The sequence below is a fragment of the Pseudomonas sp. B21-054 genome (assembly GCF_026016345.1).
Taxonomy (GTDB): domain Bacteria; phylum Pseudomonadota; class Gammaproteobacteria; order Pseudomonadales; family Pseudomonadaceae; genus Aquipseudomonas.
The window spans coordinates 4,521,697-4,548,072 of the sequence record NZ_CP087204.1 but is presented as its reverse complement, the minus strand read 5'-3'; the positions used below and the strand labels follow the sequence as shown (position 1 = coordinate 4,548,072).

The following is a 26,376-nucleotide window of genomic DNA, read 5'->3' as shown; positions in this document are numbered from 1 at the left end:
TCAGAGGTAAGCGTCTGCCTAACACCTCGTGTTTCCTGACCATCCCCTGAGACGGGCAGCCATTCGTTTTTGCCGAACTTCGTACAAAGCCCGAAGTAGGACTCAAGGCGACCGTTTGTCATGCAGGGCTGTCGATGGCCATCTTGGGATGTTCCGGCAACAGCTCTATAACGTCGCAGAAGAGTTTCCGTTGCTTCCAGTCATTGCGATCACCAATCACATACAAGCGTCGCTTGGCTCGAGTGGCAGCGACGTTGAGTAGGTTGGGTTTGGAAACTGCCCATTCGCGAGCCCCGCCATTTTCGCTGCTGCCACCCAGGACAAGGATGATCACTGCAGCTTCCTTGCCCTGCATGGTGTGAATCGTGCCGCGCACGATCTTGGCGTGTAATCGATCCTTTAGTTGGTTGCGCACGTCTTGGAAGGGCGTGATAACAGCGATGTTATCCAGCGGTACACCGTCCCCCTTCAGTAAGGCCAGCAAACGTTCGAGCGCTTTGCCTTCATTGTCGACCCAATTGCCAGAAGATCGGCCACTGGCGTGCACCCAGCCGGTGGGTAGACGGGCAGGAGTTTCTTTGGTGGGTGAAGGGGTGATGGTGCCATAGACCATGGCTCCGTCGTAGGCGATGCGATTCGCCAGGTCGAACATCGGTTTGTCACAGCGGCGGTGCACCACCAGCGGAAGACCGACCCAGCATTTCTTATCTTTAGGACCAGCCATGCGACCCCAAGGGGTCGCATGGTCGGCTAAGGTCTGAGCGGACTGGCGATTGGGCAGCCAATGGGCGTCGACTTGATAGCGGGTACGCATGTGTTCTAGCACGGCATCGGATACGGTGACGATCGGCTCCAGTTGCAGCGGATCACCGACCAGCACAGCCCGGCGTGCACGCCACAGGGCACCCACTGCAGCCTGCGGGGTAGCCTGACCTGCTTCGTCCACCAACAACCAGCCAATTTCCCCGCAGCCAAGGCTACCGAAGGAGCGGGCGAACGAGGCGAAGGTACTGCTGAGCACCGGCACTACCAGGAATAGCGAAGCCCATGCTGAACGCACCACGGTTTGGGACACACCACGGTAACGACTGCCGGTGAGCGTACTGGTGATGAAGTCCAAGTTAGCGCGCAAGCGCGAAGCTTCGATCTGGAAAAAGGCGCGGTGCAGCTTGAGTGCTTCGATGAATACCTTTGCCCGTGCCTGGCGCGAACCTTCGACTAGCCATGGTTCGAGCAGCTCGATCTCGTTGCCTCTGCCGATCTGGCCTTGTTCGAGCCACACCTGCAGGTGTTTGGCGTGGCCAACCAGGGCAATGCTGCGAGCCTTGTCGATCTGCCGAGACGCGTGGTGCACGGCTTCGTTTATCTCCAGTTCGTCTGTAGCCAATTGTCGATTGAGTTCAGTGAGTCGGCCGACGAGCCGCTGCATTTGGCGTTGGGCACTATTGAAGGCATCCTTGGCCAAGGCGTAGGAGCTATCGAGCAGGCGTTGCCGGGCGGCCCAGTTGCGGTGAGCGCCCCAGAGGCTAAATAGGTTGGAAAGGAATCCCGGTTTTTTTGCCTGGTGTGCTTCAAGAGCCCGAAGTTCGAGCTGCAGTTGCTCGCGGGCGGGCGTGAGCTGCAGCGTTTCCAGCGTAGCTTGTTCGTCATCGAGACTGCTGCGTTGGGTCAGGCGGACTTGGCGCTCTTGCTCCTTCTGACGCACGCGGGCTTTGGCACTGATCACCGCCTGAATCCGCTCCGAGATATCGCTGACTTGAGCTCGTATCTTCTGTTCGGCGTTCTTGGCATCCTGGTATTGCTTGACGGCGCCGCGCCAAAGATCGTTTTTTTCGGCGGAGGAGAGCAATTTCATCTGTTGGGCTTGTTCGGAAAGCCATTCACGCATCCCCTTGGGGGCTGGCTTGTCGTCCGTACTATTCGCTACAGCCTCGTCGCTTGTTGGATCGCCGTCGTATAAATCCTCGTCTAGGTCGCCATTGTCGAGGGGCTCTGGATGGGAGGCTATGAATTCGTCTTTGGCCTTTGTCGCTTTGGGCGGACGCTTGCCATAGAAGAAACGGTCAACGAATTGGGTGCGTTTGGCTTTGCTGCCCAATGCCGCAGAGATCATTGCCCAAGCTGGCTTGCCGCTGGTGAGCTCGCCCAATTCACTGAAGTACTCGGCATCGGGCAGCCAGGATGGGTCAACCTTATCCTGCTGGGGCAACTCGAGAGTTACGTTCTCGACGGCACCATTGTTGGAGGAGGCCACCACCATCTCGAAGCCGAACAGGCGTGGATTGAGTTGGTAGGCAAAACGCTCGCGCCCACCATCGTTTGCGGACTCGCGGCCATCCTTGATGAAGGCGTCCGAGGCCCTGCTCAGCGACGCCAGTACGTCGGCTCGTTGTGTCACCACTGCCGCGATCAGATCGCGCAGGAGAGTGGTTTTCCCGGTTCCTGGCGGACCGTTGACGCCCATTATGCCGGTGTGGCTGCTGAGATTCTGAAGCAGGCTGTTAACCGCCAGTTGTTGGGAGTGCACCAATCCCAGATGTTTTTCTGCAGGCCAGCAGCCTGCCGCATAACGCGAGGGGGCGAGGCAATTGATCATAGCCAGATCGGCTTCGGGCTTGTCGAGGTTCAGGCGCTGGGTGGAATCGTGATGGCTGAGGTAGCGAGCCAATGGCTCGCTTGTTTCGCCGCGGGCCAGTGCATCGGCCATGTCAGCTAAATCGCTTAGAAGGAAGCTGTTGAGCGGATCGTCTTCCTGTTCGGGCTTGTTTGGGTTAATCGGTGCCGAGCGGAAGCGATGCTCGCGTGGCTCGTCTCCGAAAAACTCATCAAGTCCCAAGGTCTGCCGAATATAGTCAGTCAGGCGTGACAGATCGGCGGCCTGGACTATGCCGCCGAGCAGACTTTTAGCCTTCTCGCGGAGAAAGTCTTGAGTCTCCTCAAATCCGCGGGTCCAATCTCTCTCGTTGACGGCGCAGCCAACGAACCATGCCTCGCTGGATAGCACCAAACTGTTGACCAACATCATGCCTTGATCGTTGAACTTGAGCGCGTATAAGGCGGAAATCCTTCGTTGCGGCTCCTTGTAGCCCTGATCAGCGCCGTAAAGAGCCTCTAACTGGCGAGAAACATCCTGGTTGTTGTAAAGGTGTGCATAGAGCGTATGGCTCCATACGCGTTTGTCAGGTAGGCGTTGCCGGGTCAGGATATTGCCTGGCGTCCACGGCAGGATTGTGGACCTGGAGGGGATGTCTTGAAGGAACGGTTGGTAGTCGCTGTCGCGCTTTTTCAGCTTGGGGACTGCTTGAGGTTGTAGCAGTTCGACGGCATGCCAGTAACGCACGATATTTTGCGAATTCATTCACTTCGTCCTTGAAAGTACTGAGGCTTGGATTCCTGATAGGGAAGGATATCAGGCCTGTTGCATCGTTTCCTGGCGCCGAGGCGTGGAAGCGATGCTGAAGTGGACCGAATCACTTCCTGAGGGATACCCAGGTGGAGTAGGCATGGGGTGCAGTTCGCGCTTTGTAACCTCTTGGACTTCTTGCCATTTGTGGCGCTAGGCTTGCAGCTGTGATCTGGTCTTATGGGCATGGACATAGAGGCACATCCCCGCGCTGGCAACTTGATAGGCCCTGATATTCGGTATCTCAGGCGGAGCCTATCTGTTCACTCGCTTTTCCAGCCGCCCTTACGTGCAACCTAGCGCGAGTAGTGGCTTGTGTTTGGTGTCCGAACAGTCTGCTGCATTTGCTCAGTACCGGTTATTCCTGCTCCACATCCGGCCCGGCGCTTTTACCTAAAAAAATTTCCGTTCCGTGTTTAGTTCGGACGCTCGGTCGTTATGGTTATAGGGGTATTCATAGCCGCGAGTAACCCAGATGTACGACCGTTTCCTCATGATCTGTAACCAACCTCTCCTGGGACACATCAATCCATTCTCAGTTTCGATACTTAGAGGCCACCACAGCCGAAGCGTGAACACCATGCATACCTTACCTCTAAGCCCTCTTTACAGGGACTCATCATCGACCATATCCAAGCTTTTCGCCGAGCATGCGGGAAAAATCGGCCTGCTTACGATGGTGCGGTCGGCGAAATCAAATTGATGAGGAGGAAGGCCATGCAAGGATTGAAATCGGTAGGGCAATGGTTGGCTGAGCATGCTGCACGGGCGCTGTTCAGAGAGATCTTCAGGGTGGTCATCCAGCGGATAGTGAAATTCTGGTGGCTGGATTAACTGCAACCAATCCGGGGCCGGCTTCGGCGGCGGCCCCGGTGATGACTGTCATGTCTCTGGGTATGGAGACACTGGTGTAGTTTCTGCGGCAAGTGATGCGGTTCAGCCAGCTTTGAGGTAGTCATACGGCTCATGCCTGCGATTGCGCTTTAGTAGCGCTGGTCGCGATCACAGCAGCCCTTTGCTGCTGGCATGCTTCTCAGTTCGGGCCGACCATTCCGGTCTCCGTCTGTCAGATCATTCCTATACACATTGACCCCAAAACTTGTACAAGATTAACTGTATATTCGTACAGGTTCTCGGAAGTCGTGCGTCATGAGCTTTTCAATTCTCGGTCCTATCGCCGTGGGTGGCTTGAAGCTGCCCTTGTGTTCGTTTCGTGTGCCTGCCGGGTTTCCATCCCCTGCGGCGGATCACATCGAAGCGCATATCTCATTGGATGAGGTTCTAAATATCCGTGCCCCACATGTGTACCTGGTCTCGATTGCCGGGGAGAGCATGCAAGGTGCTGGAATCTTTGAAGGAGATCTGGCGGTAGTGGACCGGGCGTTGGAGCCGGTGCATGGCCACATCGTCGTGGCGCTGTTGAACAACGAACCCGTCTGCAAACGACTGTGCATTCGCGGCAAGGAGGTGATTCTCCATTCGGAGAACCCAAAGTACCCGCCGAGGTACGTGCTTGAAGGCGATGAGCTGGTGATCTGGGGCGTTATCACCTGCAGTGTGCGCAGCCATGTCTAAAGCCCAGCCGGTTTTCGCCCTGATTGATTGCAACAGCTTCTACGCCAGTTGCGAACGGGTGTTCCGTCCGGACTTGGCTCGGGTGCCCATCGTAGTGTTAAGCAACAACGATGGTTGTGTGATCGCTCGCAGCTATGACGCCAAGCCCTACGTGAAGATGGGCGCGCCGTACTTTCAGATCAAGGACACGCTGCGTCAGCATGGCATCGTCCCGTTCTCTTCGAACTACGCGCTCTACGGCGATATGAGTGAGCGGGTGATGACGCTTATTGAATCGATGCTGCCCGCAGTTGAGGTGTACAGCATTGATGAGGCTTTTGCGGATCTGACGGGTATTGAGGGGCTGGACGCCCTCGGCCGGAAGATACGCAGCCACGTGCTGCGCTGCACCGGTATTCCGGTGGGGGTGGGCATTGCTCATACCAAGACTTTGGCAAAGCTGGCTAATCACACGGCCAAGCGTTTGCAGGGGCAGACGGGTGGGGTGGTCGATATCTGCGATCCGTTCAAGCGCGACTGGGTGCTGCGCAATACCGACGTCTGTGAAGTTTGGGGTGTGGGGCGCAAGATGAAGCTGCACCTGGAGGGGATGGGCATCAAGACGGCAATGGATTTAGCCAAAGCTGATCCATGGACGCTGCGTAAGAAATTCAGTGTGGTGATTGAGAAGACGGCTCGTGAGCTGGCGGGGACGCCGTGTCTGGAGTTGGATGAGCCGGATCCGCCCAAGCAGGAAATCTGCTGTAGCCGCATGTTCGGTAAGCGGCTCATCGAGTTGGCGCCCATCAAGGAGGCGGTGGCCACCTACATGATGCGGGCTTCGGAAAAGCTCAGGGCTCAGAAATCGTTGTGCAAGAAGATTCGAGTCAGCATCCGTACCGGCATGTTCAACCCGGAGGAGGCGAAGTATGCCAACGGGGTGTTGGTTGAGCTGCCGTATCCGACTGACGACGTGCGTCTTTTGACGAAAGCGGCAGTGGAGGCGCTGGATCGGGTTTTTCGGCCTGGCTTCAAATACAGCAAGGCTGAGGTGTTGCTGATGAATCTCTGCCAGGCGGGGGAGTACACCGATGATCTGTTTGCCACGTCGCAGCCTGCTGATGCGGCAAAGTTGATGGCTGTGTTGGACCAGATCAATGGGCGATGGGGCAGGGGGACGCTGCGCTCTGCGAGCGTGCCTGGGGACCCTGATTGGGAGATGCGGCGGGAGATGATGAGTCAGAGCTATACCACCAAGCTGGATCAGCTGTGGCGGGTTCATTGTCATTAAACCGGTCTGGGGGGGGCGCTTTGGTCCAGTTTATCGCCTGATTACAGTCGGCAGTCGGCCAGAAGCAGACCGTTCAGCAGCGGCCTAACAACAGGGCTACGTTAAGGCTTGGAGGTTTCTTCGAAATCCATGGCCTGTTCCGAAGAGGAAGTCTGCCAGGGTGCCTGCTGCCAGGAATATCGCAATCTGGTTCAAAGCTGTCGGAGCGTGCGCGGAAATATACGGCGACGCTGATCGTTCATGTGCGGGTAGCCTCGACGTTGGGCCAGTCCCCAGTACCGGGATGGCTTGCAGTCGTCTTTTCAGAGGAAATGACACGGTACCAGCCTGCATCCTAACGCAGAAAAATAAGCAGTGGGTCTACTAGGAGACTGATCGAGACTACCGAAACTGGTTGGCAAGATGTGCTAACACCAACCACTTCCGGAGTCACCATGCACCATACCCCTACACTCAACGACGCCTGCCACATGCTCACGTCCCTAGACAGCATTCCCCGTCCTTACGGAGACAACGAAGGCGACCCGATCAACAGCGACAGCGTTTACTACTCGTTATCAGCTGAACACCAAGCGATGGTCAACCATGCCGAAGGCGTGCTGAAAATCTACACACGGACGCCAGACCAGCAGCCCAACAGAGGCCAAGCTGGCCGTGTTGAGCCTCAGGCACCAGAAGTAAGCGGGGTAGCCGCAATCCCAAGGCGCCTATTTCACTCCTTGTCAGTTTGAGACAGAGGGGCGATCAGCTCTGGCCTTTGATTCCTGACATTGCCAACGGTTGTGCCGACTGGATACCAATGAAAGTCGAAGACCAGTCACGAACGTGTGCGGGCTGCTATAACGGGTTGGTACTACAACACGGTGAAGGTGCGAAATCCATGGCTCTCATTGATGACGTTGACAGCTTGCAATCGATTTACATCAATCGTGCCACCGGGAACGGGAACGACGATGATGAGCGAGATTACCCTCTTTACCGACAGAGCGTCCTCGATGATCATCGGGTGGCCTCACTGGTTCCCGCGTGGGTGCGTCGTTACAGGAACTTGGATCAGTTTTGGGGGTTCATCCAGCCAAAATTCCCAAGCTACGCCGAGCGTAGGAAGTTCATCTGGGACGGGTTTAAGGCGCTCGTTGACTTCGCTGAATCGGGTGGGGAGCGTCCTTCAGATATCGTTGTTTCGGAGGCGCTGGACCGCATTGACGCTGAGCACGTTCGGATCGCTTGGACAAAGGCGCTTGAAAGGCGCTCTACTGATCCCGAGGGAGCTATCACCATGGCTCGTACGCTTTTGGAATCGGTATGCAAACATATTCTTGACGAAGCCGGAACGAGCGACCATGAGACGACACCTGATCTGAACAAGCTCTACAAGCAAACCGCTACGCTTCTAAATCTGACGAAGGCACAGCACGAAGAGGTTGTGTTCAAGCAAATCCTTGGAGGATGCACAGCAGTTATAGAGGGGCTAGGTGCGCTTCGGAATCGTTTGAGCGATGCCCATGGAAAAGGAAAGGGCGGCGTGAAGGCTGCTCCAAGGCACGCAGAGCTGGCAGTGAATCTAGCGGGCTCAACTGCGCTTTTCCTGCTTGCCACATGGGAGGCAAAGCACGGGGATTGAGTGTGGTATCGCTCAATAAGGGGGCGATCAAATTCGTAGCAGATGGGTGTCAACTTAGGACCGACATATCAGCGGGTCTGGATGAGTAGCTTGAACCAGGAGCGAAGTCAACTAGCCTTCCGCACCGCTAATCCAAGAGCGACATTTTTATACCAGATAATTTTGAAGCCAACATACACATAGCTGACGCTTTCACACTGCTACTGCACAACCAGCATGCCTTGGCTGCGGCCATCGAGGATGTAACGGGGTTGGATTACAGAGAATGGGGGGGGGTGTCGCCGCTAACGCGATAGCTGCCCTGAACACGTTGGACACGAATGCCCAGAGGCTTACAGATGCCATCATGCGACTACGTCAGACGTTAACCTTCTGTCCCTCCAGGACGGAGGCACGACACCGACCCACTTAAGGCTTCTGCGCTAGCGAAAGATTTATCTCCGCGCATTAACCTAGGGGCGACAGGGAGGCGATCACCAACGGCAGAATCTTGAGATCGGTAGAATTCGCAAGCCCCAGGGAGGACGTATTAGTCATGACCACGACGGCAGTAGAATTTGAAGATGATGGAAATCAACTCATCTTGGTGTACCGCCCGCACGACGGAACAAATTGGGTATTGAGGAAGATTCAGGAAAAGGGCGAGGTGGTTATTAAAGGCACCTTCCATCTCTCTGATGAACACCTCGTCGCGCATGATCAGGCACCGTTTGAAGGTGATGCTTTTATCGATGCAGGCTTAGGGAATACGGACCATCTTGACGGTCCGTGGATGGCATTCAAGATCGGCAGTAGTTATGGTGACTATTTCCGTCTCGATCCTGCGGTTTTGGATATCGATGTACCGGTTCTCTTCTCAAAAGATGCCCCGGTGACATGGCGGTGGTTCAGCACTGACCATTCGGTCTCTATATTGGCTGTGATTGCTGAACTGAAACCCAGTCGCATCGTCATTGGTGGAAGCGAAGCAGATGCCATCCCTCTTTCCGAGTATAAGAAGCTCATAGATCAATTTCCCACTCGCTACGAGGTTCGACGTTACGTTCAGGCGAGGGTTAGCACGGTTGTAAGGCAATATTCGGACGCGAAGGTAGACGCGGAAGCCAAGCTCAATGCCTACGTAAACAAGCGTGTACAGACCAAGGGGAGGGATCTGTTCAAACCAGTTCGCCAAGCGGAGATTGCTAAATATGAGTTTCTGCTAGAGCAACTACAACAAATGCTTGATAGCGAAGACGGCTATTCTGAAGCGGTCTGGCAAAAAGAAATCCTTCAGATCGTCTGCCTCCTGAACCCAAAATATATCGCAGCCTTTCCAGAAGTCGAGATTCCAGATACTGATAGCGGGACCAAACGATTCCTCGATTTTCTCTTGGTCGATGCCTCTGGGAACGTCGATGTAATCGAGATCAAGCGGCCATTCGCCAAAGGGCTCGTTACCTCAACGACCTACCGTGATAACCACATCGCTTCGCGGGACCTTTCTGGCACTGTGATGCAGATTGAGAAATATCTCCGCCATCTCAACCGTTGGGGGGCGAAGGGAGAGACTGCGCTGCGGAAGCAGATTGGTGACAAGCTGCCGTCGGATTTCAAGATCAAGATCACGAATCCTTGTGGCGTGATCATCATGGGGCGGGAGAAAGGCCTTACACACGCTCAACTGCGTGATCTCGAAGTTACTCGCCGCCACTACAAGCACATCGCAGACATCGTGACCTATGACGAACTGCTGCGAAGGCTAAAGTTCATCTTGAAACATCTTCAAGCAGAAAGCTAAGCATAGCGGGAGTGTTGATGGATTAGGACCGTCTGCATTGATAAGCGAAATTGATGAGAGTCTGCCTTTGGCCGACTTCTTCTTGGGCGTTGAGTAGTCACGAATCATAATTGATGCCTGGGATAGTGCTTTTACCGGAGAAAGCAAGGGGCTTCAGATTACGGATGCTCGTAACGGAGGGGCGCAAGGACGATCACCTAGCCCACTACCTCAATCGTTAATTCGTCCCGAAACTTAAACCCATTTTTGAAAGCGGAACGGGCGGTAAATCGATTACAAGGTCGCCACCTCCATCCACGGCATCTTGGCATTTCACAAACCAGCGTTCGTCGTAGCTCATACCGGTACACACCATCCAATCATCGTTATCCGAAAGTCATCACGCTCATGCGGCTTTCGAATCGTAATTTTGACAACCGCCGACATTTACTTTGTAACCGTACAATAGACGTTAATCGGGTCGCGTCGATGACACCCTGTAGCGAGCGTTGTCGATAAGCGGCGTTATCTAAGGGCGGTGCACTATTGCCCGCCAGATTTGGCGGGTGTACCGGCGCTCAGTGTTGTAGCCCACCTGTGGGAGGTACGGACTGAGGCAGCCAGCAGTGGGGAAACTAAGATCGCCCCCTACAGTCGCTTGTGCGGTCACAGCGCGGTGTGCCCCTGCGGACAGGTCTCATCAATCTGTGCGTAAATGGGACAACCTCTCCAGTATTTCTTTGTGGCTATAGCCGAACCCGAGGCAGAGGAGGCTTGGTAGCCCTGCTCGGTTAGGGCAACCTTCCAACAAGAAAGCGCTGTTGCAGAAAACATCTAAACCGTCAATAAGCCCCTTATCGTTAAGGAGTACGCGTTGGAAAATTTGCAGGTCCCCTCAGAAGTACAGCCCGAAACCAAGTGTATGTATTGCTGGATATTGAAGCCTGCGAGCGACATGACTTTGGAGCATGCGATTCCTCAGAGCTTGGGCGGTGCACAGGCCCCCCAACGCTACAAAGTCCGAGCGGCATGTCGTAAGTGCAACAGCAGCTTGGGGTTGCACGTCGATGCGAGCTTCGAAAAGTCTTGGTTGCCCACTACCGCCTTGGGTGAGGCCGCCCGACACCTCTCTAAAACAAACGACAAAGTCGTACCTCCCTTGGTATGCACAGGCATTATCCATCTCGACATCCCAGGGCTACTCGAAACTGAAGTCTGTGAATGGTGGATCGGATCTCAGGCCGAACACGTCATCCTGATCCGCCCCGTTGACGAAGAACGCTACTGGTACATGGGCGGCAACCCTATTGCATTAAAGCAGGTATCGGCGAATGCGAGGGCATACTATTTTTTCAATGAAAGCGCCGATCCGAATCGCTCATTGTTAGAATTCAAGGAGTCGTTCAAACGTCGAAAGGTAAAAAAAATCTCGGGCACCAAGATCGACGGGATATCACCGGCTGATTACGGCTTTTCGGCTCCCGACGAGGCTGACTCCGCGGCCATTGAATGGATATGGAACAACGTATTTTCAGGGGGGAACATAGAAGGAGCCGTGCCATTTAACTCGGAGTTTGATATCCGTTTTATGTGCAAACTCGCATTGGCCATTGCGTATTGCGAGTTCGGCGAAAAATATCTCGAGACCGTTTATGCGAAATTATTGCATGCAGGACTGTGGCATCGTGGGGAGGGGGAGGCTCCAGATATTCCTGGGGCACGTCCTTTCAACGCGCCAGTCGACGAAACTCTCAAAAAATTCACCTGCGATCTTGGTGCAGTGTCCTTGCTGATCATGCCTGCAGGAGAATATTTGCAATTAACCCTTAACATTCATCAAAAACACACGTGGACAATCGCCATCGCGGCAAAGTCTGAGTTAACCGCTGAAGAATTTGGGCGTTTCACAGATGGCAAGCTATTGATGCTATTCGGTCCAACTCACTCCTCCTATGAAATCGATTTTCCGGATTATCTATCCCGTCGACTTCACCCGAAGGGGGGTAAGTAAAAAGCTCCTGTCATGGGGTGGTTACATCAGAGGGTGGTTGGTTCGGCGAAGGATCGGAACACGGCCATGAAATCGAGTTATGGGCCGTTTAGCCGAGTGCCTGCCAACGCCCATCCGGCAGATGTCGTGCGTCTTGGCGAACTGGCAGCCTTGGATTTTTCTCGACGCCCAAGGCATTACTTTCGTTCATCAGGTTGATCAAACTTAAGCAGGTTCTGGTAGATGGTGACTTTGTTGTATTGGTTGTCTACGAAAAAATTTGCACTGAGTTGCCCTTTATTTGCATTCAATTTGACCAGCCATTTGCATCGGTTTTGTCCTTACCACTACACGATCATAATCTCCACCTCACATTAACAGCTTGCGCACTATATTTTCTTCGGTGTTCTTCTCAATAGCGATGAATTTCTTCAGAAGGTGCTCGTCCACAGAGGCTGTAGTCGGGTGATTATATCCTTGATGTGTCCCGGCAGAGAAGAACGCGGGGGATCCGGGTACACAGTCAACAACAGATCTCGCGCTTGCTAAATCCCCGTGATGGGGAACAATTACCGCATTATAGATCTCGCTAAGCAGCTCTTTAATACCCGTATTGGCATCGGTAGCAAACCGGTGATAAGCGTAATCACCTGGGGCTAAGGCAAGCTTGCCGCCTTTGTAGAACGTAGTAACCAAGCATTGGCCGTTGCTGTCTGGGTGGCTGGGATCGCTCCGATAAATGCGAAGAAAAGCGTCTGCGGCAAGTCTTATGGAGGTGTCACTTACTTGAACTATTTTCTTCTTAATATTTTTGTCATTGAAAACCGGTGGCCGAGCCCCTGAAGGTACGTAGATGTTTTTAATTCTATTCCTTAGCTTCGTATCCCACGCTAGGATTCTCCAATGATCCGAATCAAAGTGCGAAATCAGGAGATTTAGTTCCTTCAATTTATCCGTCACAAGATGTAGATCGTTACTCAGTGTAGGGTATTTAGGCCGAAGGACCGGTTTTCCTGCCCCCATATCAAGAAGTATTCCCCATGTACCGTCGTGAACTATTGAGCACATTCCCTGACCTACATGAAATGACTCTAATACGAAGTCGCCGCCAAAATATTTATCCTCCAAGCGCAGATCTAATAAAGCGGTTTGGGCGGTGGCGACAATCCATTGTCCGGACGAGATCAGGGATGCTCTTATGAATGAAAGTGATTGGGTTGGTGGTCTGACCTCCAACCCAGGCTCCTCAATTAATCCCAAATCTTTTATCTCAAAATATCTAGGCGGATCCTCCGAAAATGTTGAGTAGAGGTAGTTTCTCGCATAATTACTTGGTTCGATGCGCAACGCATACCATCGATTGTAGTGCTCTGGGAGGTCCTCGAAAGCATATATAAAATTCCGAGTATCTCTATTAGGGATTCGTTTGTGGAGAATCTCTGCAAATTTCCAGAGATCAATGTCCACAATAAATGTTTCGACACCCTCATCATGATTTAAAATATTTCGGGTCGCAGCTTTTATACCTATGAGTCTTACGCACAAGCCTCCTTGCACATAATCTTTGGTTGCCCGAAACGTATCGACCCTACAGTAAAAAAAATTGTCTTTTGTAATTTCTTCCGGTGGCGCATTTTCCATAGCTATTCTCTTCTAAAATTGTAAGCATTCAACGAGACGTGACCTTGACACACAATGGTTGGAATCACTGTTAAATTACCCTAGCATTGGGGCAGCGGTCAGACGCTTCGATACGTGTCGATAACAATGCTCGCCCAATGTTTGGTGCCTACGGAATCACACTCCACTTGACCGCCTGATTCATTGGTACTGACCACTCGTTCGCATTGCACTTGACCAGGTGTTTGCATTAATCAGACCACCGATTGCATCGCATTTGACCAGCACACTTAGTAACCATGATCGGCTGAGAGCTGCGCATGGCTACCGTTCACCAACCGTCAAAAGCTGCCGCCTGAAATTGTCTACAAAAACAGAGACGATTTAGACGGTAAGAATCGCCGAGATCGATACTCCCCACGCGCTTACCTCATGAGGCAAACATCGAGGCGAGCGCCGCGCCTGCAAGCCCCACCGCGACAAGGGCCACAGCCTGTTGCCGCAGCCAGCTGGGTCTGACCAATAATTGTGCTTCCAATTGCTCGATTCGAGCTTGGGTTCGTTGTTGGTTTTCGAGTAATTCGCCCAGTATCGATTCGACGCGTTCCAGATGCTGGTTCAGCGCCTCGCTCACCTCTTTCAACGACGCCGTCATCGCGGTCGATAGACGTTCTCTCGCCTGGATTTCACGGCCCAGCAGCTTGGTCACTTGCTCGATCTGTTTCTGCTGGGCCCCCTGAGCTTCCCCCTGTTGAGTCAACTGACGTGCGGCCGTTACGTTAAGTTGTTCCTGCACCTGGGCGCCGCTTGAGAAGGACAGGCTCAATTGCTGCAAATTCGTCTCATGGTTGTTCTGCGCGGCTGCCAGTTGGTTCACTGCATGCTTGCAGTACTCATAGCCATCTGCAAGTGCCAACAGTTCGTCGATCTGATGCTTGAACTCATAGAGCACCACCAGCGCTCCGTTCTGATTGCCTTCAAGGGTCTGAGTATCCGCTTGTAGGCGTTCGATCTCGCGCACCAGGGCATCATTGAACCCGCGCAGTACATTATTATTTACGGTATGCACCTGAGTGACCAGTTGCAGCACGCTTTGCGTAACCTCAAGGCTCGCGCCAAATTCGGTCAGCAATTTGGCCAGGTCCTTGTCATTCCTGCCTGACAAGCCACCCCAAAATGAGTCCCAGCTACCCTGGTTTTGAAAATCGTTCAATTGCGCTCTAGTCTTTGAACCACGCCGTAGTGCCGTGTTGAGCTTTTGCAGGCCTTCATGGAAGTCTTTTAGTTGGTTCTCTTCGGAGCGCGGCGCAGGCAGCAACTGCTGCACTGGTTGAAGGATTACTCCATTGGCCGACGATCCAGTCAGTACAACTTTGCCACCCAGAAAATTGAACACGTCAGGGCTCCAGCGAAATACGGTTGGTTGGCAAGAGTGTCGAAAAATCGATTGCGCGCACGCTGCTGTGGCGAGCCAGTCGTTCGCGGTGGTCTATCATTTCCTTGGCCAACGCATCTACCGAATGTGCATATTCGATCAGGCCTTCGGCCATCAACCATTCGTTTTCCTGTACCTTAATAAGTTGCAGTGCCGCCTCTCGTTTGGCTTCCAGCGACTCGCTCCACCCGGTTTTGAAATCCACCAAGTAGGCAACGATAGGGGGCACCAGGTTCTGCAAGTGATAGCTGCACAGCCCGAAACCGATGGCCGACAGCACGCAGGATATATAGGGCGCTGCCACCCCGGTCAGTGGAATCAGCTGCGACTCTATCAGCGGCTCCAGGCCGTCCCAGAGCATTAGCGTGCCGCTGACGACTACGGTCTCGACGATTTTTTGGATCAGATCTTCCCGCGTCATCGACTGCGCGCCTTTGTACAGTTGCCAGGCGCTATGAGTGAGGTCGAAAAGGTTGCGGGCGAGGTTGTAAACTTGGCGGATCGCCTTGGACAAGGTATTGACGATGAATTCGACTATTCCGTTGAGCAGCTTCAGGGGCGCCTCGATGATTTTCTCGATTACCGCCCAGATCTTTTTGAGGAAGCGCTCCACACGCTGGCTCAGGCGGGCAGCGCCGCCCGTGAACACGTCGACCAGTTCGTCTTTAACGGCCATTATTGCGGCTGAGGTCAGTTGTTCCAGCAATTGCCAGCCTGAGTTTTTAAGTGCTTCTTCGCCAGCACCCATGGCGACGTTCGTGGCATTGCCCAGAGTGTCTTTGAGTTTTTTGGCTTCGATGTTGCTGCGGGTTCCTTGCTCCTGATGCAGTTCCTGGCGCTTGTTGATGGGCGGGTTTTCGGTCCTGATAAGGTGCGCCTCCAGGGCAGCAGCTGTTTCGGCAGAGTCCATGGTCACGAATTTCACCCTGCATCCCACTTCGAGTTGCTCGGAAAGCTTGTACGGTTCGCCTTTTTTGTTGCCGTTGCGATGATCGTTCAGATGTCCATCCTGCCAGCGCTGTCGCATGTTGGTGCTATCGCCGATGTAGACCAGCTTGCCACTCGTGTCATAGACCACATAAACGCCCGGTTTTTCAGGCAGTTGGCTGGTGCTTGAGGTATCGGCAGCGATGAGATTGATCTCTCCATCGAACTGCAAGGTAGTAAGTGACCCGATTCCAACTGACAAACTTTTCAGCAGAATTTCCTTCCACGCTACCCCTCGATTCGCAATATCCATCGCACTTTGCGCTGACGTGGCGGCAAGGGTGTCCTTGCCGACCTGCAACGGGTCAGCTGTCTTGGCGTTCGGGCGGGAATTATTCTTATTGCGGAAGCCTGCGATCAGTTTTCTATTAGTATTCTCGATCGCGCGATCAACGATAAGGTTTGCCAATGGAGAGAGCGACTTTTGTCCGTATTGTGGGTCCATGATTCCTTCCGAAACTGTTTGAGAGGCAAGCTACGGATACGGAAGCTATCAAAGTGACACTAATGGTTCCAGCCATTTCGTCAGGCACACTTGCGCCCAGTCGCCGCGTCATTGATCGCCCTCGAATATGGCTTTTCAACCGCCCCGGGATCGCCGTGCGCAGACAACCCAAGACGATGACGCCTATGACGATCGTTGAGCGTAAAACTGAAGTGGTCGTGACGCTTCTGAGGTTAACGGCTGCTTTCGACCCAGGCTGTGTGAAAACACACTTGCTACGTTCAACGCTGAGATTTTTTTGGATTGTCTGGAAAGTCGATAGTAGGAAGTAAAGATTGGTCCGTGCGGCCAACATCGGCGCTCATATGGCTGTTGGGGCCGCGTCAGCGGTCCCAACAGCCGCTTACCGACGATCCAGCGGCATGATCACTCCCTGATCGCCTCAAGCAGTCCTGCGATGCCGAGATGCTCATCAGTCGCTTGAGGTTGTTAGGCGAATCATAAGCGGTCATTCGAAGCCTATGAATCGTCGGTCGTTAGTATTTGTATTGCCGTAATTTCAGAACTTGGCACCATGGAGACTATTCCTCATAACAAGGTAGAAAACTTATCGCAATAATTTATAAGCGCAAGATAGCGGAATTGTGAACGTTAGCTAAAGTGACTCATATTGCAAATTTTCAAAGCTTACAATGTGAGCTGCTGATATTTCACGCACGGTTTGAAGTTTTGCTTGAAAGCTGCAATTTCTAGTGTTCGCATATTTTTACTGGAGGTGAAAAATGGGAAATATGTTTTTTGAAAGTAGAGGAAAAGGGCAAGCCTTGTCCGCTGAGGCAATGCTTGGGCAGTTACACGAAGCGTTTGTCGAAGCTGGAAAAGCAGAAAATACGCCTATAGGAATTCAAGTGGTAATTACAGGGAGCAAGGAGATAACTCTTAACTTTAGCATTAAAGAAGTTGATGAATTAATGTCAATCCTAGAATTAGGGAAGGACTAAAATGCTATGCTCACACCATGGCATCGAGCGATGTGCTGATGTGGAGTCAGCAATTAAAAAAGCAAAATCATTTCTTGCTAGAGAAGGCTTCTCGATTAAGTCGGTGAGCGTAGGTAGAAGTATTAAAACAACTCATCTAGAAATATTAAGTCGCGATGGTTGTTGCATTAATGGGTGTGGCAAAGGAGTGCTCAGGCAATCCATGGCTTCGGCTATTTTTGAGGCTCTTGAGCATGTATACACGCAAACCTACAATGAAAAAAACAAACCCAACCCTAAACCTAAGATTATTGATCTCAATGGAGAAGATAATTATTTGTCGTCCGCAACTCCATACTTAGAAAAAATCATTAAAAATGATGAGCTGTATTTCTCAAGACTTCCTTTTTTGGATGTCTTAACTCTGGAGAAAATAGAATATCCAGCATTCCTCGTCCATCCTCGTTACAAAGCAACATCCCCTGAAGAGTTATCGTCTATCAACGACTATAGCTTGATGAGGTATAGCTCAAACTCAGGATCTGCTGCAGGGGTAAACATCAACGAGGCAACTCTACATGGAATGCTAGAGTTGATAGAGCGCGACGCTATTGGTGTTGCGCTGCTTAAGTCGATCTTTAAGAAAAACCCTGACCCGGTTAGATCGGTTCGACTCTGGACTCTGCCAGAAAGTATTCAACGATTGTTACATGCTCTCAGCAGACAAGAAAATGTGAAAATTGAGATCTTTGATATTACTAATGATACAAGCTTACCATCTTTTATGTCATTCATCGAAGTGGTCTCTACGGGGGAAAGATTTTTCGGTTCTGGAACATCTACCAACTCCGAGTATGCAGTTGAAAGATCCATATTGGAGTCTCTGCAATATTTGCACATCTCTAGACATATTGGGAGGCCAACGCCGCGACGCCGCAAGCCTTCTATTGTTACCGGGATAAAGTATATTTCTGCTTATTTGGAGGGCGGAATATTTCAGTATAGAGGAGGATCTAACTCAGTTGACTTTATAGAGGTCAACAACCTTGCTCATAGTCTAGAGTTAAAAATTAAAGATATAGCCAGTCATCTCGCTAAAATTGGAGTGAATTTTTATAGGAGGGTGATTGTTGACGATGAAGTGGCGGTCGTACAAATTGTAGCGCCTAAATTAGAACGTTTTCATTTGGTTGCACGAGGAGTAATCGTTCTTCCTGGGTATCGCGGCCATCAGATTCTTGCGACAAATTAATGTTGTGGCCTATAGCTTTTTTAAGGTTGTCTTACCAAACTCTAGTCCCTTCGTCACTTTGCGCTCCTGCTGTAATTTTCTTTCGGGGGCCCCTGATAGTCCTACTTTACTCTTGCCGTTGCGTGGCCGACCGCTTTAGGTCGGATGCGGCCTTTCTACGACAGGCAGCAATCGGGCCAAAAGCTACCAGTCATAAAAGGTTGCTTTCGACCCAATGTGGATACAGCAGAGATGAAATCACACTCGCTTAAAAGCAACCTTAATCGCCGCACTAGCTTGACCAGCGAGCAAAGCTATCTCAGCGTTGATGACAACCTCGCTCCAAGACAATTTGGTTGCGACGCACACTATTAAATACAGCTCACAGTAGCGCCCCCGAGCTCGGTGTTGACCCAAGCAAGGGCGCCCCCTAAGATAGCCATCGTGACTGGGATAGAGATATACCGGCTTCCGTCCGTCACTCGGATGCCGCCACGACGACATTCGAAGTGAACGGCCAATCGTTCATAGGTCTCAATGCCATGCACGACGACGAGATAGCTTAAGCAATCATCTTGGCTCACTGTAGTGATCATATTTTTACAGCCTACCTCACAGACCAACTCGTCATTGGTGTCATAGCAGATAAATTTCGCTTTTGGCCCACTTTTGCCAGTGTCGACCGGCTGTATTGGGTCGTTTTCTTCCGTCTCGCGACGGGCAGAAGATGGCCAAAAAGCTGCCATAGGCGTGGAACTTTTCAGCTGCTGCATAGCGACAGGCAAGTGCCACTTATTACGATCGCATTAGAGAGTGGAGATTATGCAGCGGCTGTTGCTATCCATAACAGCACGTAACGCGCTGACTGTAACCAGGCGGACACTGTCGATTAGATGGACGATGGAAAAAATTTTGCTGAGCACCAACACATAGGCAATTGAATATTTTGTTTAGCGTTCTCCGGCACTATAACTTCTTCACGCAGTTCGCGATGAGGTGATTCATGGGTGAACCATTTGCGAAATACCCAAGAACGTAGTTACGCTCGGCGGTTGGCAGCGTCCGCGCGCCCACCGCGGATGCCCAACTTCTCCAGTTGGAGGCTCCAGACTTTAAGATCCGCGCTCGGATAGCCTTCAAACCGAATGTCTGATCTGGAATCTCTAAAACTTTCGCTGCGGCAATCTCATATGCATCCGATCGCCCGTAAATCCCCATTACTAAGTTTCCGAACTCGTCTGTGTTGCTGAGGTGATCTTCTGCGATTACAGCAAGCCAAAAGAGCTGGTACTCCAGCAGTTCTGCCTCAGAGTCGAGCAGTTCCGCAAAGCCTTCCGCAATAGCTTCCTTGTCGTCAGAGGCCGCTACCAATTTGTACAACTGCTTTGCAATGTTTGGGAAACGTAAGAAAAGCGTCGGAATAGCCGTGGTTGGAACCGCATCGTTTTCCTGAAGTATGCCAAGGATGAGCTCAACATCTGCTTCATCAGCTCGGACATCGAGCAGCAGATGTTCAAGCTCTGTAATCTGCTCGCTTGAAATCTCATCCTCGTCGTTATCCTCGTCCTCGTCCTCATCTGACCAATCACTGCCAGATCCAAAGTACGCGCGCGGGCGATCATCATCCAAAATTTCGCGTAGTCTGAAGCGAATGGTGGAGGCAGAGTCGTTGACGGTGCCGAGGCCAAAATCCAAGCTGGTTTTGGCCGCGTTGACGTTCAACGCCAGCCCACCTAGCAAATCCTGAATCTTCAGGAAATCGCTCACCAGAGTATCTCGGGAATCATCAAATAAGTGGATGTCATCCATGAAGCGCAGCGAGCACGCAGACTTGATCTCGCCCGAGCTTTCCACGAAGCTTAAAAAATTGGCTCCTATCATTTTTGTCGGGTAAAGGCCGTGTGGGAGGAAGTCAATCGATCTACCGGAATTGATTTCCCGCATGAAGATACCGAGGGCATTTACATCTTCAGAGGTGACACCCTTTAAATTAGCAAACCAGTTCGTCAGATCGTGGTGGTAGATCGAGTTGAAATAAGAAGCTATGTCGAAGCTGAGTGAATGCTCAAAATCGGCGCGCTCGATATTGATAGCTTTGGTGTAGTCACCGAAAGCCTTATGCACTGCGATGGGAGCCCCCTCCAGAAACCGGTATCCGAAAGAAACGCGATCAGGTTTTCTGCGGCTATCGAAAGCACGACGATTGCGATACACCAGATCATAGATGAAGAAAGTGCAAACAGGATCAAGAACCATCGTTCGTCTGAGATGGTGATTCGGTTTTGCCGCGTGCGCTCGTTCTTGCCCTAGAAAGTTATAAGGCGCATCGTTCGGTAGGTCTGATAGCGCTCGCTTGACATATTCTGCCAGTGCATCTCCAGCATTTTCCATCATCAACTTATTAGTTTTCAGAGGAAAAAGCCCAGACATGAAATCCAGTTCGAAGAACTCGCGGGTGTTCACAGTCGCTCCAAATGATGATTAGTAAAGATTCCCCATAGCGCTAAGCAAACTTGCCAGCTAATGATCAGCATGTCTAGGTTTCGCTCGTACGTCAGAAGAATCTATCCAGCAGGACACGCTTAACCAGTCTAGCCAGGGAAAGCCGATGTGTCAGCTCACCCCAGAGTCAGTTTAGCGTTTCAGAATATTCTCATCCTGCCGCTTAGTAAGGCCAGAGCGCTCCAAGTATCTTCGAAGTAATGGTGGCAATCTATATGTATTGTAGTTTTGAAGCCATGCTTCTACATTCTCGACTTGACTAGGCAAATCTTTGCGTAACTTAAGCGCGATGCTTCGATTTACTCCCAATGACATAAGCTCCAGAACTTTCGGATCGTAGCTTCCAAGCTCAATCATTGATGGAAGACTGAGGGCATACGCGTGCTGTTCATGATCTGGCTCTGGTATGCAGGCCTTCGTGATGTCAGACCAAAGCGAAAAGTATTTGACGAGCTTGAATGTAATATTGCTACTTATATTCTGAGTGACATGGCTGGCTGCCTTGTCGACGGTTCTCTTCTTTGATCCGCTATCGGAATCATCTTCTTGGTCAAAGTTATCCAACTCCTCAGCAAGTCGGACAAGATATTTATCGATAAAGTATCGATGCGGCTTACCTGCCATCCATTGGAAGGCATCATAAATTAGTGAACCAATGCCGACATATGGACCATATTTTGAGTTTACTTCGTCTTCAATATGAAAAATTCTGTCCAGCCTTCGAGCAACGTCATCAAACTGTTGATAAAAATTTTGATCCTCAAAAGCAACATCCTGGGGCGGGTTTAAGATTCGTCGAGAGTTCGGAAAATTGGTAGGTATCCAAGCATATGGATCGGCTTGAATTTCCATGTACAATTGATTTTGAAGGAATGGATCAACGTAAGGATTTTGGCGAAGCAACTCTAAAGGTATAGAAAGTTGGCTCCTTATCTCGGTGAGTTTATTTTCGAGAAGCTCGCGCTGGTCAACATTTATATTAGAAGTTTCCAGCAAGCGGTTGAAATGCTTTTCATCCGAGACGAACAAGTGCCTCAGATAGCAAATGGTCGTGTATAGTTTATCTCCTGCAGGAGTCTCGATTATTTCATCCCGTGTCGCTGTGGCGAGTTGAATCAATGTATCCGCATGCTCATCAAGAATTGATGTAGTATTGGGCTTTATTTTAGTTTTTTCATCATTGGTGAGTCGATCTTCGCCCCACTCCTCATCCTTAATTTCAAGACAGTAAACTTCCCCGTAGAGGTTTGTACTAACTCTTCCAGCTCGCCCGATTAGATTTTTAAACTCAAATGGAGTTAGTTGTGTATTGTCATTCTTCGGATTAATGATTATAAGTTTATCTGCCGGAAGATTCACACCCTGCAGCAGGGTAGATGTGCATACCAGGCTTGTTATTGCCTCTTTGGAGTAAAGTTCTTCAATCTCGATTCTGGCGATGTCTGGCAAGCCTGCATGATGGAACGCCACACCATTTCTTAGGGTTCTGATCAGAGAGTAATCAGGGTGAATTTCATCGGCCAGAAAATCGATGAGTTCCTCAATCGCCTCTGTATGTTCACTGCTCGCTTTGGCTGAGCGTGGCAGCTCTAGTGCCCAGTTCTCGGCACTAGACTTACGCGGCGCAAAAATAATACAACTCTCATCTTGCTTCAGATTCTCTAGGAACATCGCGATGGCTTGGCCTTTTTTATTTTTAGCTTTGGAAAAAAGCCTTTTATTCAAGATCGTTTCACCACAAATCACGTTTCCGGTCTGACTGAAAATCCGATATTCAGCAGAGTAACTCTTCGATATGAAAGTGATTGCAGCTCTAACCTGGAATACCGGAGTTGCAACAGTTGTTTCGTCTATTAGTTCTAACCCGGATAGTTCCCTGAGAGGCGTCACGATGTCTTCAATGAAGGGGCCAGCAAAGATGAACTGGCTTTGAGGAAACCTTGCAACCAGTCCATATAAACAGTTTTCGAATACCATGCCACGACCTTCCGCCTCAAGGTTGTGGATTTCATCTATAAAAATAATTTTTGGTGGTCTGATGTTTTTGTCATTGAGCAGCTTGTTGCATCGCTCCGGGGTTAACACATAAATTGTGGACTTTTGGTCTTCTTCCTGCGGGCGATAAGTGGTGTAGACATGTGCGCGATCCTTAAGGTCGGACTTGAAGTCCATGCTCACTTGATTTATTAGCGCTTTCGTGGGTACTACGAATACTGCTGTCTCAGCATGAGCTATCAACTTGTCAACAATATACCTTCGGATTATGAAGGATTTTCCCGCTGATGTAGGCGCTGAAATTGCAACGTTTGATCCAGCCTTAATGGCAGCCCAGAGCCTGGCTTGATAGTCCGTAAACACGAACTCGCCCCCACTCTCAAGCTTATGGGTCAAGCGCCCCCTAGTTGACCCAAGCTCGAGCTCGAGTAGCGAGCCAAAGCTACTTTGGTACTGACCATCTTTGAAAATGTTGGGAATGTGTTTGCTCGAAAGTAAATTACCAGACCTAGACTGAAGGACATAGCATGCACGTTGAAATGCTGAGTTGCTTGGCGCGTACAGATGTAGAAGCGCTCCGAAGGAGTTCGCAAGATTTTTAAGCGCCTCCGATTCGCTCAAAGCGATAATGGAGGCAAGCCAAGTTGCATTCTGAAGTTTTTCCGCAGAAATAGAAAATTGTTCAGTCGGTCCAGCCTGCTTGCTCAGAAATAAGTGTTTCAGAAGAGCGTCATAGATATCTACAAAGTCTTTGTCTTTCGAAGCTTCAAGAGAAAGAGTGCCTGAGTCCATAGTCACTTAGGATTCTCCCTTTTTGATGGTCTTTGCTGTCTTTTCACTAGCTGGCTCTTTGTACTCTATTCCGTGGATCTGCTTAAATAAAAGTTTTTTGAATTTTCCGACGTCACTCATTGGTATGAGGAAAAATTCGAGAAACAGTTTGCGCAAATCAGACTTAGTAGATAACTTCGATTTTATATTGGTGAGCACACCGTCCGAGTGTTCAGTAATCCACTCGGAAATTAACTTCTCCGCATGCTCTTTATTAGCAGCAACTTCTTCAATGCTATCAATTTCTTCGTCATCATAAATGAGAAGTATTGGGAATACTTTATTGCAGGCTTGATATTCAGGGGTGCCAGGACGGAACGCTTTAAGCAGCGCTTTCGCTTGGGCTAACGAAAAATTGCTAGAAATATTTGATCGTGCAATAAATAACTCGTGATCAAATGAGCTGGTGAGATGATCTTGATTGAATCGGTCAATAGATTGTAAGGAGCTATTTAAGGCGCCATTCAGGTCTTGATAAATTTTCGACTCGCCGATAAGTATTGATAAATTCCCGCCTCGCTGTCCAAAGAAAATCCCGTCGCCGCCTTTGACCTGATCATTTGAATTAGTTAGCAGGCAAAGCTTGTGACACACCATTGGGGTTTGAAATATTGCTTCGACCAAAAGATAAAGAATCAACTCTCCATATTTTCCATCTTTTACCGGATTTGTATTTCCGAAGAAGCTTGACGCCTTCGGATAAGAATTTATTTCATCTTCTCGATATCGCTCGAGTGCATTCTTATCAAATACATAATTCTCAATGCGGCTACTAACATACTCAGCAAACGCTAAGCTTTCCTGTCTATTCCCCGAAAACTTGAGAGATAGGACGTGCGCACGGACTTTAAGGTCAGTTCTCTCGGGGACTCGATGAAAGAATCGATCTACCCAATTAGTTTTAACCGTAAGGCAGTCATTCCAGGTTATACCGTCGAACAACTTTTGCATCTGAATCCCTTCTGGATGGCCGAGCAATGTCATAACGATACTACAGTAGCTGCGACTCGCGCCGCTACTGTAGCCCTGCTGGAGGTTCGTCTATCTGGTCATAAGGCCTCAGCATCTTTTCCGCCTGCTGAAAATTGAAGGTCTGTTTTAGTCGCTGCCCCGACCGTGCGTTAGCAGGCCATCCGAACACCAGATTGTGATCCGTTAGCCGTCGCTTGAGAATGTCCGCTTCTGGCCGGGTTCTGCCCGTTGTCGCCGGCAGGCCGAGCGCAGTCGTCTGCGCATCTGCTCATCGTTGATCTTTGCCTATGAAGTCGCCTAAAACCGGCACTGGCACCAGCTTTGTTAACCCGTGCGGCTAGGTGGGGATGCAAAAAAATGTGGCGTTTGTGATCTGCTTAACGCATGACCGTGGATGAACCCGGGCAGGGATACCTTAGCCCATCATGTCGGAAGCCGGGGGCATGTGTCAGAAAAGGAATCGATCTTTGTAATACACGCTTTGAAAGGCTACAGGAGTGGTTTCGCTGGAAACTGAGCCTTATGCTCACGGGCCTTTTTTCAGGAAACAACCTAAATGCAAGGAATGCAAAACGTAAAACTGGTCTCACTCTTCATTTTCCCACTGATAGCTGCCTGCACCACCCCTGGACCAACATACGCCCCTGACACACCCAAGCGGCTCCTGACTCAGCCAATAGCCATCGACAACTGCGCAGTCGGTTGCCCATCCGGCGGAAGCGATATCACGCTCAACCGGCAGGCCTACACACTAAACAACAACGGCTCCACGAAGTTCGCGAACTGGGTTGCCTACAAAATCACCAAGGAAACCTCAGCCAGTGGGCGTTCGCGAAACTGGAAAACCGACCCAGACGTTCCTGCTGACCAAACACTGAGCCCAGTCGATTACTACGGAGCCAGCGTTGCTCTGAAAATAGACAGGGGTCATCAAGCGAACCTTGCTTCGATGGGCGGTGTATCTGATTGGCAAACGCTGAACTATCTCACCAACATCACGCCTCAAAAAGCGGACTTGAACCAAGGCGCCTGGGCACGCTTGGAGGATCAAGAGCGCAGCCTTAGCAAGGCACCTGATGTTGATGCCGTCTATGTGATCACCGGCCCTCTGTACGAAAAGAACATTGGCTCGCTACCAGGCACAAGCAAAGTCCACACGATCCCAAGCGGATACTGGAAGGTCATCTTCACTGGCAGCACGCCTGAAAATGGACTGTACGCGGCATTCATCATGGAGCAGAGCACACCGCGCTCCGCCAATTTCTGCGATTTCCAGGTAACGGTGTATGAGATCGAGGAGCGCTCGGGATTGACCCTCTGGAGCGCATTGCCTCAGGACATCCAGACAGAGCTGAAAGCGAAGAAAGGGCAGTTGCCTCAGAAAATCGGCTGCATTGCGACAGCAGAGTTATCCAGCAGCTAGAGCCGCATAGAAAAACCACCTGTCATGGACAGGTGGTTTTCAGTACATCCAGTGTGATCGAAGGATCAATGAATAAATTTCATTGCTGTGATCAAGATACCTATCGTGGCTGAGAGCATGACGCCCATGCGGATGGTGAGCTTCACGTCCGTCTTGGCGATCTCAGCCGTGAGTCGATGCTCGAGATTAGTGAGATCACTCTTGGTTGCGAGAAGGGTATGCATGTCAGACTCCATTGCTTCGATTACGGCATGGGCTTTCTGCTCAGGGACGCTGATCGACATCAACGCTTGGTACAGAGCCAGTTCCATTTTCATTAAGGCCTCCAAAAAAA

16 protein-coding genes and 1 pseudogene are annotated in these 26,376 nt (G+C 50.8%); 9 read left to right on the top strand and 8 right to left on the bottom strand.

Going from position 1 to position 26,376, the window contains the following annotated elements; all coding sequences use genetic code 11:
• Positions 1-118: 118 nt before the first annotated feature.
• Positions 119-3,358, bottom strand: a complete 3,240-nt coding sequence (locus LOY70_RS19590; RefSeq protein ID WP_265028982.1) for an AAA domain-containing protein — start codon at positions 3,356-3,358, stop codon at positions 119-121.
• 1,194 nt (positions 3,359-4,552) lie between these two features.
• Between LOY70_RS19590 and LOY70_RS19585 the strand changes: the two genes are divergently transcribed.
• From LOY70_RS19585 to LOY70_RS19560, 6 genes and pseudogenes are all read left to right on the top strand, one after another.
• Entirely contained in the window at positions 4,553-4,978 is a 426-nt protein-coding gene (locus tag LOY70_RS19585; protein ID WP_265028981.1) for a LexA family protein, read from the top strand.
• The gene (gene umuC / locus LOY70_RS19580; protein ID WP_265028980.1) at positions 4,971-6,248 is read left to right on the top strand and encodes a translesion error-prone DNA polymerase V subunit UmuC; all 1,278 of its coding nucleotides are present in this window, start codon (positions 4,971-4,973) and stop codon (positions 6,246-6,248) included. The genes LOY70_RS19585 and umuC overlap by 8 nt, the downstream gene beginning before the upstream one ends.
• 880 nt (positions 6,249-7,128) lie before the next feature.
• Complete coding sequence (locus LOY70_RS19575) at positions 7,129-7,872, top strand: abortive infection family protein (RefSeq protein ID WP_265028979.1); 744 nt, start codon at positions 7,129-7,131, stop codon at positions 7,870-7,872.
• A gap of 149 nt (positions 7,873-8,021) precedes the next feature.
• Positions 8,022-8,284: pseudogene (locus LOY70_RS19570) on the top strand (hypothetical protein).
• A 123-nt stretch (positions 8,285-8,407) separates the two neighbouring features.
• The gene (locus LOY70_RS19565; protein WP_265028978.1) at positions 8,408-9,652 is read left to right on the top strand and encodes a Shedu immune nuclease family protein; all 1,245 of its coding nucleotides are present in this window, start codon (positions 8,408-8,410) and stop codon (positions 9,650-9,652) included.
• A gap of 853 nt (positions 9,653-10,505) precedes the next feature.
• Positions 10,506-11,642, top strand: coding sequence for an HNH endonuclease (locus LOY70_RS19560; protein WP_265028977.1), 1,137 nt, complete (start codon positions 10,506-10,508; stop codon positions 11,640-11,642).
• A 348-nt stretch (positions 11,643-11,990) separates the two neighbouring features.
• Here the strand turns inward: LOY70_RS19560 and LOY70_RS19555 are convergent, their stop codons facing one another.
• From LOY70_RS19555 to LOY70_RS19545, 3 genes are all read right to left on the bottom strand, one after another.
• On the bottom strand, positions 11,991-13,262 hold the full coding sequence (locus tag LOY70_RS19555) for a hypothetical protein (RefSeq protein WP_265028976.1): 1,272 nt from the start codon (positions 13,260-13,262) through the stop codon (positions 11,991-11,993).
• Positions 13,263-13,671: 409 nt separating this feature from the next.
• A complete protein-coding gene (locus LOY70_RS19550; RefSeq protein ID WP_265028975.1) occupies positions 13,672-14,637 on the bottom strand; it encodes a hypothetical protein in 966 nt (321 codons plus the stop codon).
• Position 14,638: 1 nt separating this feature from the next.
• Positions 14,639-16,108, bottom strand: coding sequence for a GIY-YIG nuclease family protein (locus LOY70_RS19545; RefSeq protein WP_265028974.1), 1,470 nt, complete (start codon positions 16,106-16,108; stop codon positions 14,639-14,641).
• A 782-nt stretch (positions 16,109-16,890) separates the two neighbouring features.
• Here LOY70_RS19545 and LOY70_RS19540 point away from each other — a divergent pair.
• Positions 16,891-17,109, top strand: coding sequence for a hypothetical protein (locus LOY70_RS19540; RefSeq protein WP_265028973.1), 219 nt, complete (start codon positions 16,891-16,893; stop codon positions 17,107-17,109).
• A gap of 1 nt (position 17,110) precedes the next feature.
• A complete protein-coding gene (locus LOY70_RS19535; protein ID WP_265028972.1) occupies positions 17,111-18,340 on the top strand; it encodes a YcaO-like family protein in 1,230 nt (409 codons plus the stop codon).
• A 945-nt stretch (positions 18,341-19,285) separates the two neighbouring features.
• On the opposite strand, the gene drt5 is transcribed toward LOY70_RS19535, so the two are convergent.
• From drt5 to LOY70_RS19520, 3 genes are all read right to left on the bottom strand, one after another.
• Positions 19,286-20,782, bottom strand: a complete 1,497-nt coding sequence (drt5, locus tag LOY70_RS19530) for an antiviral reverse transcriptase Drt5 (protein ID WP_265028971.1) — start codon at positions 20,780-20,782, stop codon at positions 19,286-19,288.
• 171 nt (positions 20,783-20,953) lie between these two features.
• Entirely contained in the window at positions 20,954-23,608 is a 2,655-nt protein-coding gene (locus tag LOY70_RS19525) for a DEAD/DEAH box helicase (protein WP_265038129.1), read from the bottom strand.
• 6 nt (positions 23,609-23,614) lie between these two features.
• Positions 23,615-24,631: a DUF1837 domain-containing protein gene (locus tag LOY70_RS19520; RefSeq protein WP_265028970.1), complete on the bottom strand. Its 1,017-nt coding sequence runs from the start codon at positions 24,629-24,631 to the stop codon at positions 23,615-23,617.
• A gap of 544 nt (positions 24,632-25,175) precedes the next feature.
• On the opposite strand from LOY70_RS19520, the gene LOY70_RS19515 reads away from it, so the two are divergent.
• Positions 25,176-26,042: a DNA/RNA non-specific endonuclease gene (locus LOY70_RS19515; protein ID WP_265028969.1), complete on the top strand. Its 867-nt coding sequence runs from the start codon at positions 25,176-25,178 to the stop codon at positions 26,040-26,042.
• 65 nt (positions 26,043-26,107) lie between these two features.
• Here LOY70_RS19515 and LOY70_RS19510 read toward each other — a convergent pair whose 3' ends face one another.
• A complete protein-coding gene (locus LOY70_RS19510; protein WP_265028968.1) occupies positions 26,108-26,359 on the bottom strand; it encodes a hypothetical protein in 252 nt (83 codons plus the stop codon).
• Positions 26,360-26,376 lie beyond the last annotated feature (17 nt).

Coding starts and splice junctions, on each gene's coding strand:
- LOY70_RS19575 (WP_265028979.1), top strand. CDS start 7,129: ATGGCTCTCATTGATGACGTTGACAGCTTGCAATCGATTTACATCAAT.
- LOY70_RS19555 (WP_265028976.1), bottom strand. CDS start 13,262: ATGGAAAATGCGCCACCGGAAGAAATTACAAAAGACAATTTTTTTTAC.
- LOY70_RS19545 (WP_265028974.1), bottom strand. CDS start 16,108: ATGGACCCACAATACGGACAAAAGTCGCTCTCTCCATTGGCAAACCTT.
- LOY70_RS19510 (WP_265028968.1), bottom strand. CDS start 26,359: ATGAAAATGGAACTGGCTCTGTACCAAGCGTTGATGTCGATCAGCGTC.
- umuC (WP_265028980.1), top strand. CDS start 4,971: ATGTCTAAAGCCCAGCCGGTTTTCGCCCTGATTGATTGCAACAGCTTC.
- LOY70_RS19590 (WP_265028982.1), bottom strand. CDS start 3,358: ATGAATTCGCAAAATATCGTGCGTTACTGGCATGCCGTCGAACTGCTA.
- LOY70_RS19565 (WP_265028978.1), top strand. CDS start 8,408: ATGACCACGACGGCAGTAGAATTTGAAGATGATGGAAATCAACTCATC.
- LOY70_RS19525 (WP_265038129.1), bottom strand. CDS start 23,608: ATGGACTCAGGCACTCTTTCTCTTGAAGCTTCGAAAGACAAAGACTTT.
- LOY70_RS19540 (WP_265028973.1), top strand. CDS start 16,891: ATGGGAAATATGTTTTTTGAAAGTAGAGGAAAAGGGCAAGCCTTGTCC.
- LOY70_RS19585 (WP_265028981.1), top strand. CDS start 4,553: ATGAGCTTTTCAATTCTCGGTCCTATCGCCGTGGGTGGCTTGAAGCTG.
- LOY70_RS19520 (WP_265028970.1), bottom strand. CDS start 24,631: ATGACATTGCTCGGCCATCCAGAAGGGATTCAGATGCAAAAGTTGTTC.
- LOY70_RS19535 (WP_265028972.1), top strand. CDS start 17,111: ATGCTATGCTCACACCATGGCATCGAGCGATGTGCTGATGTGGAGTCA.
- LOY70_RS19515 (WP_265028969.1), top strand. CDS start 25,176: ATGCAAGGAATGCAAAACGTAAAACTGGTCTCACTCTTCATTTTCCCA.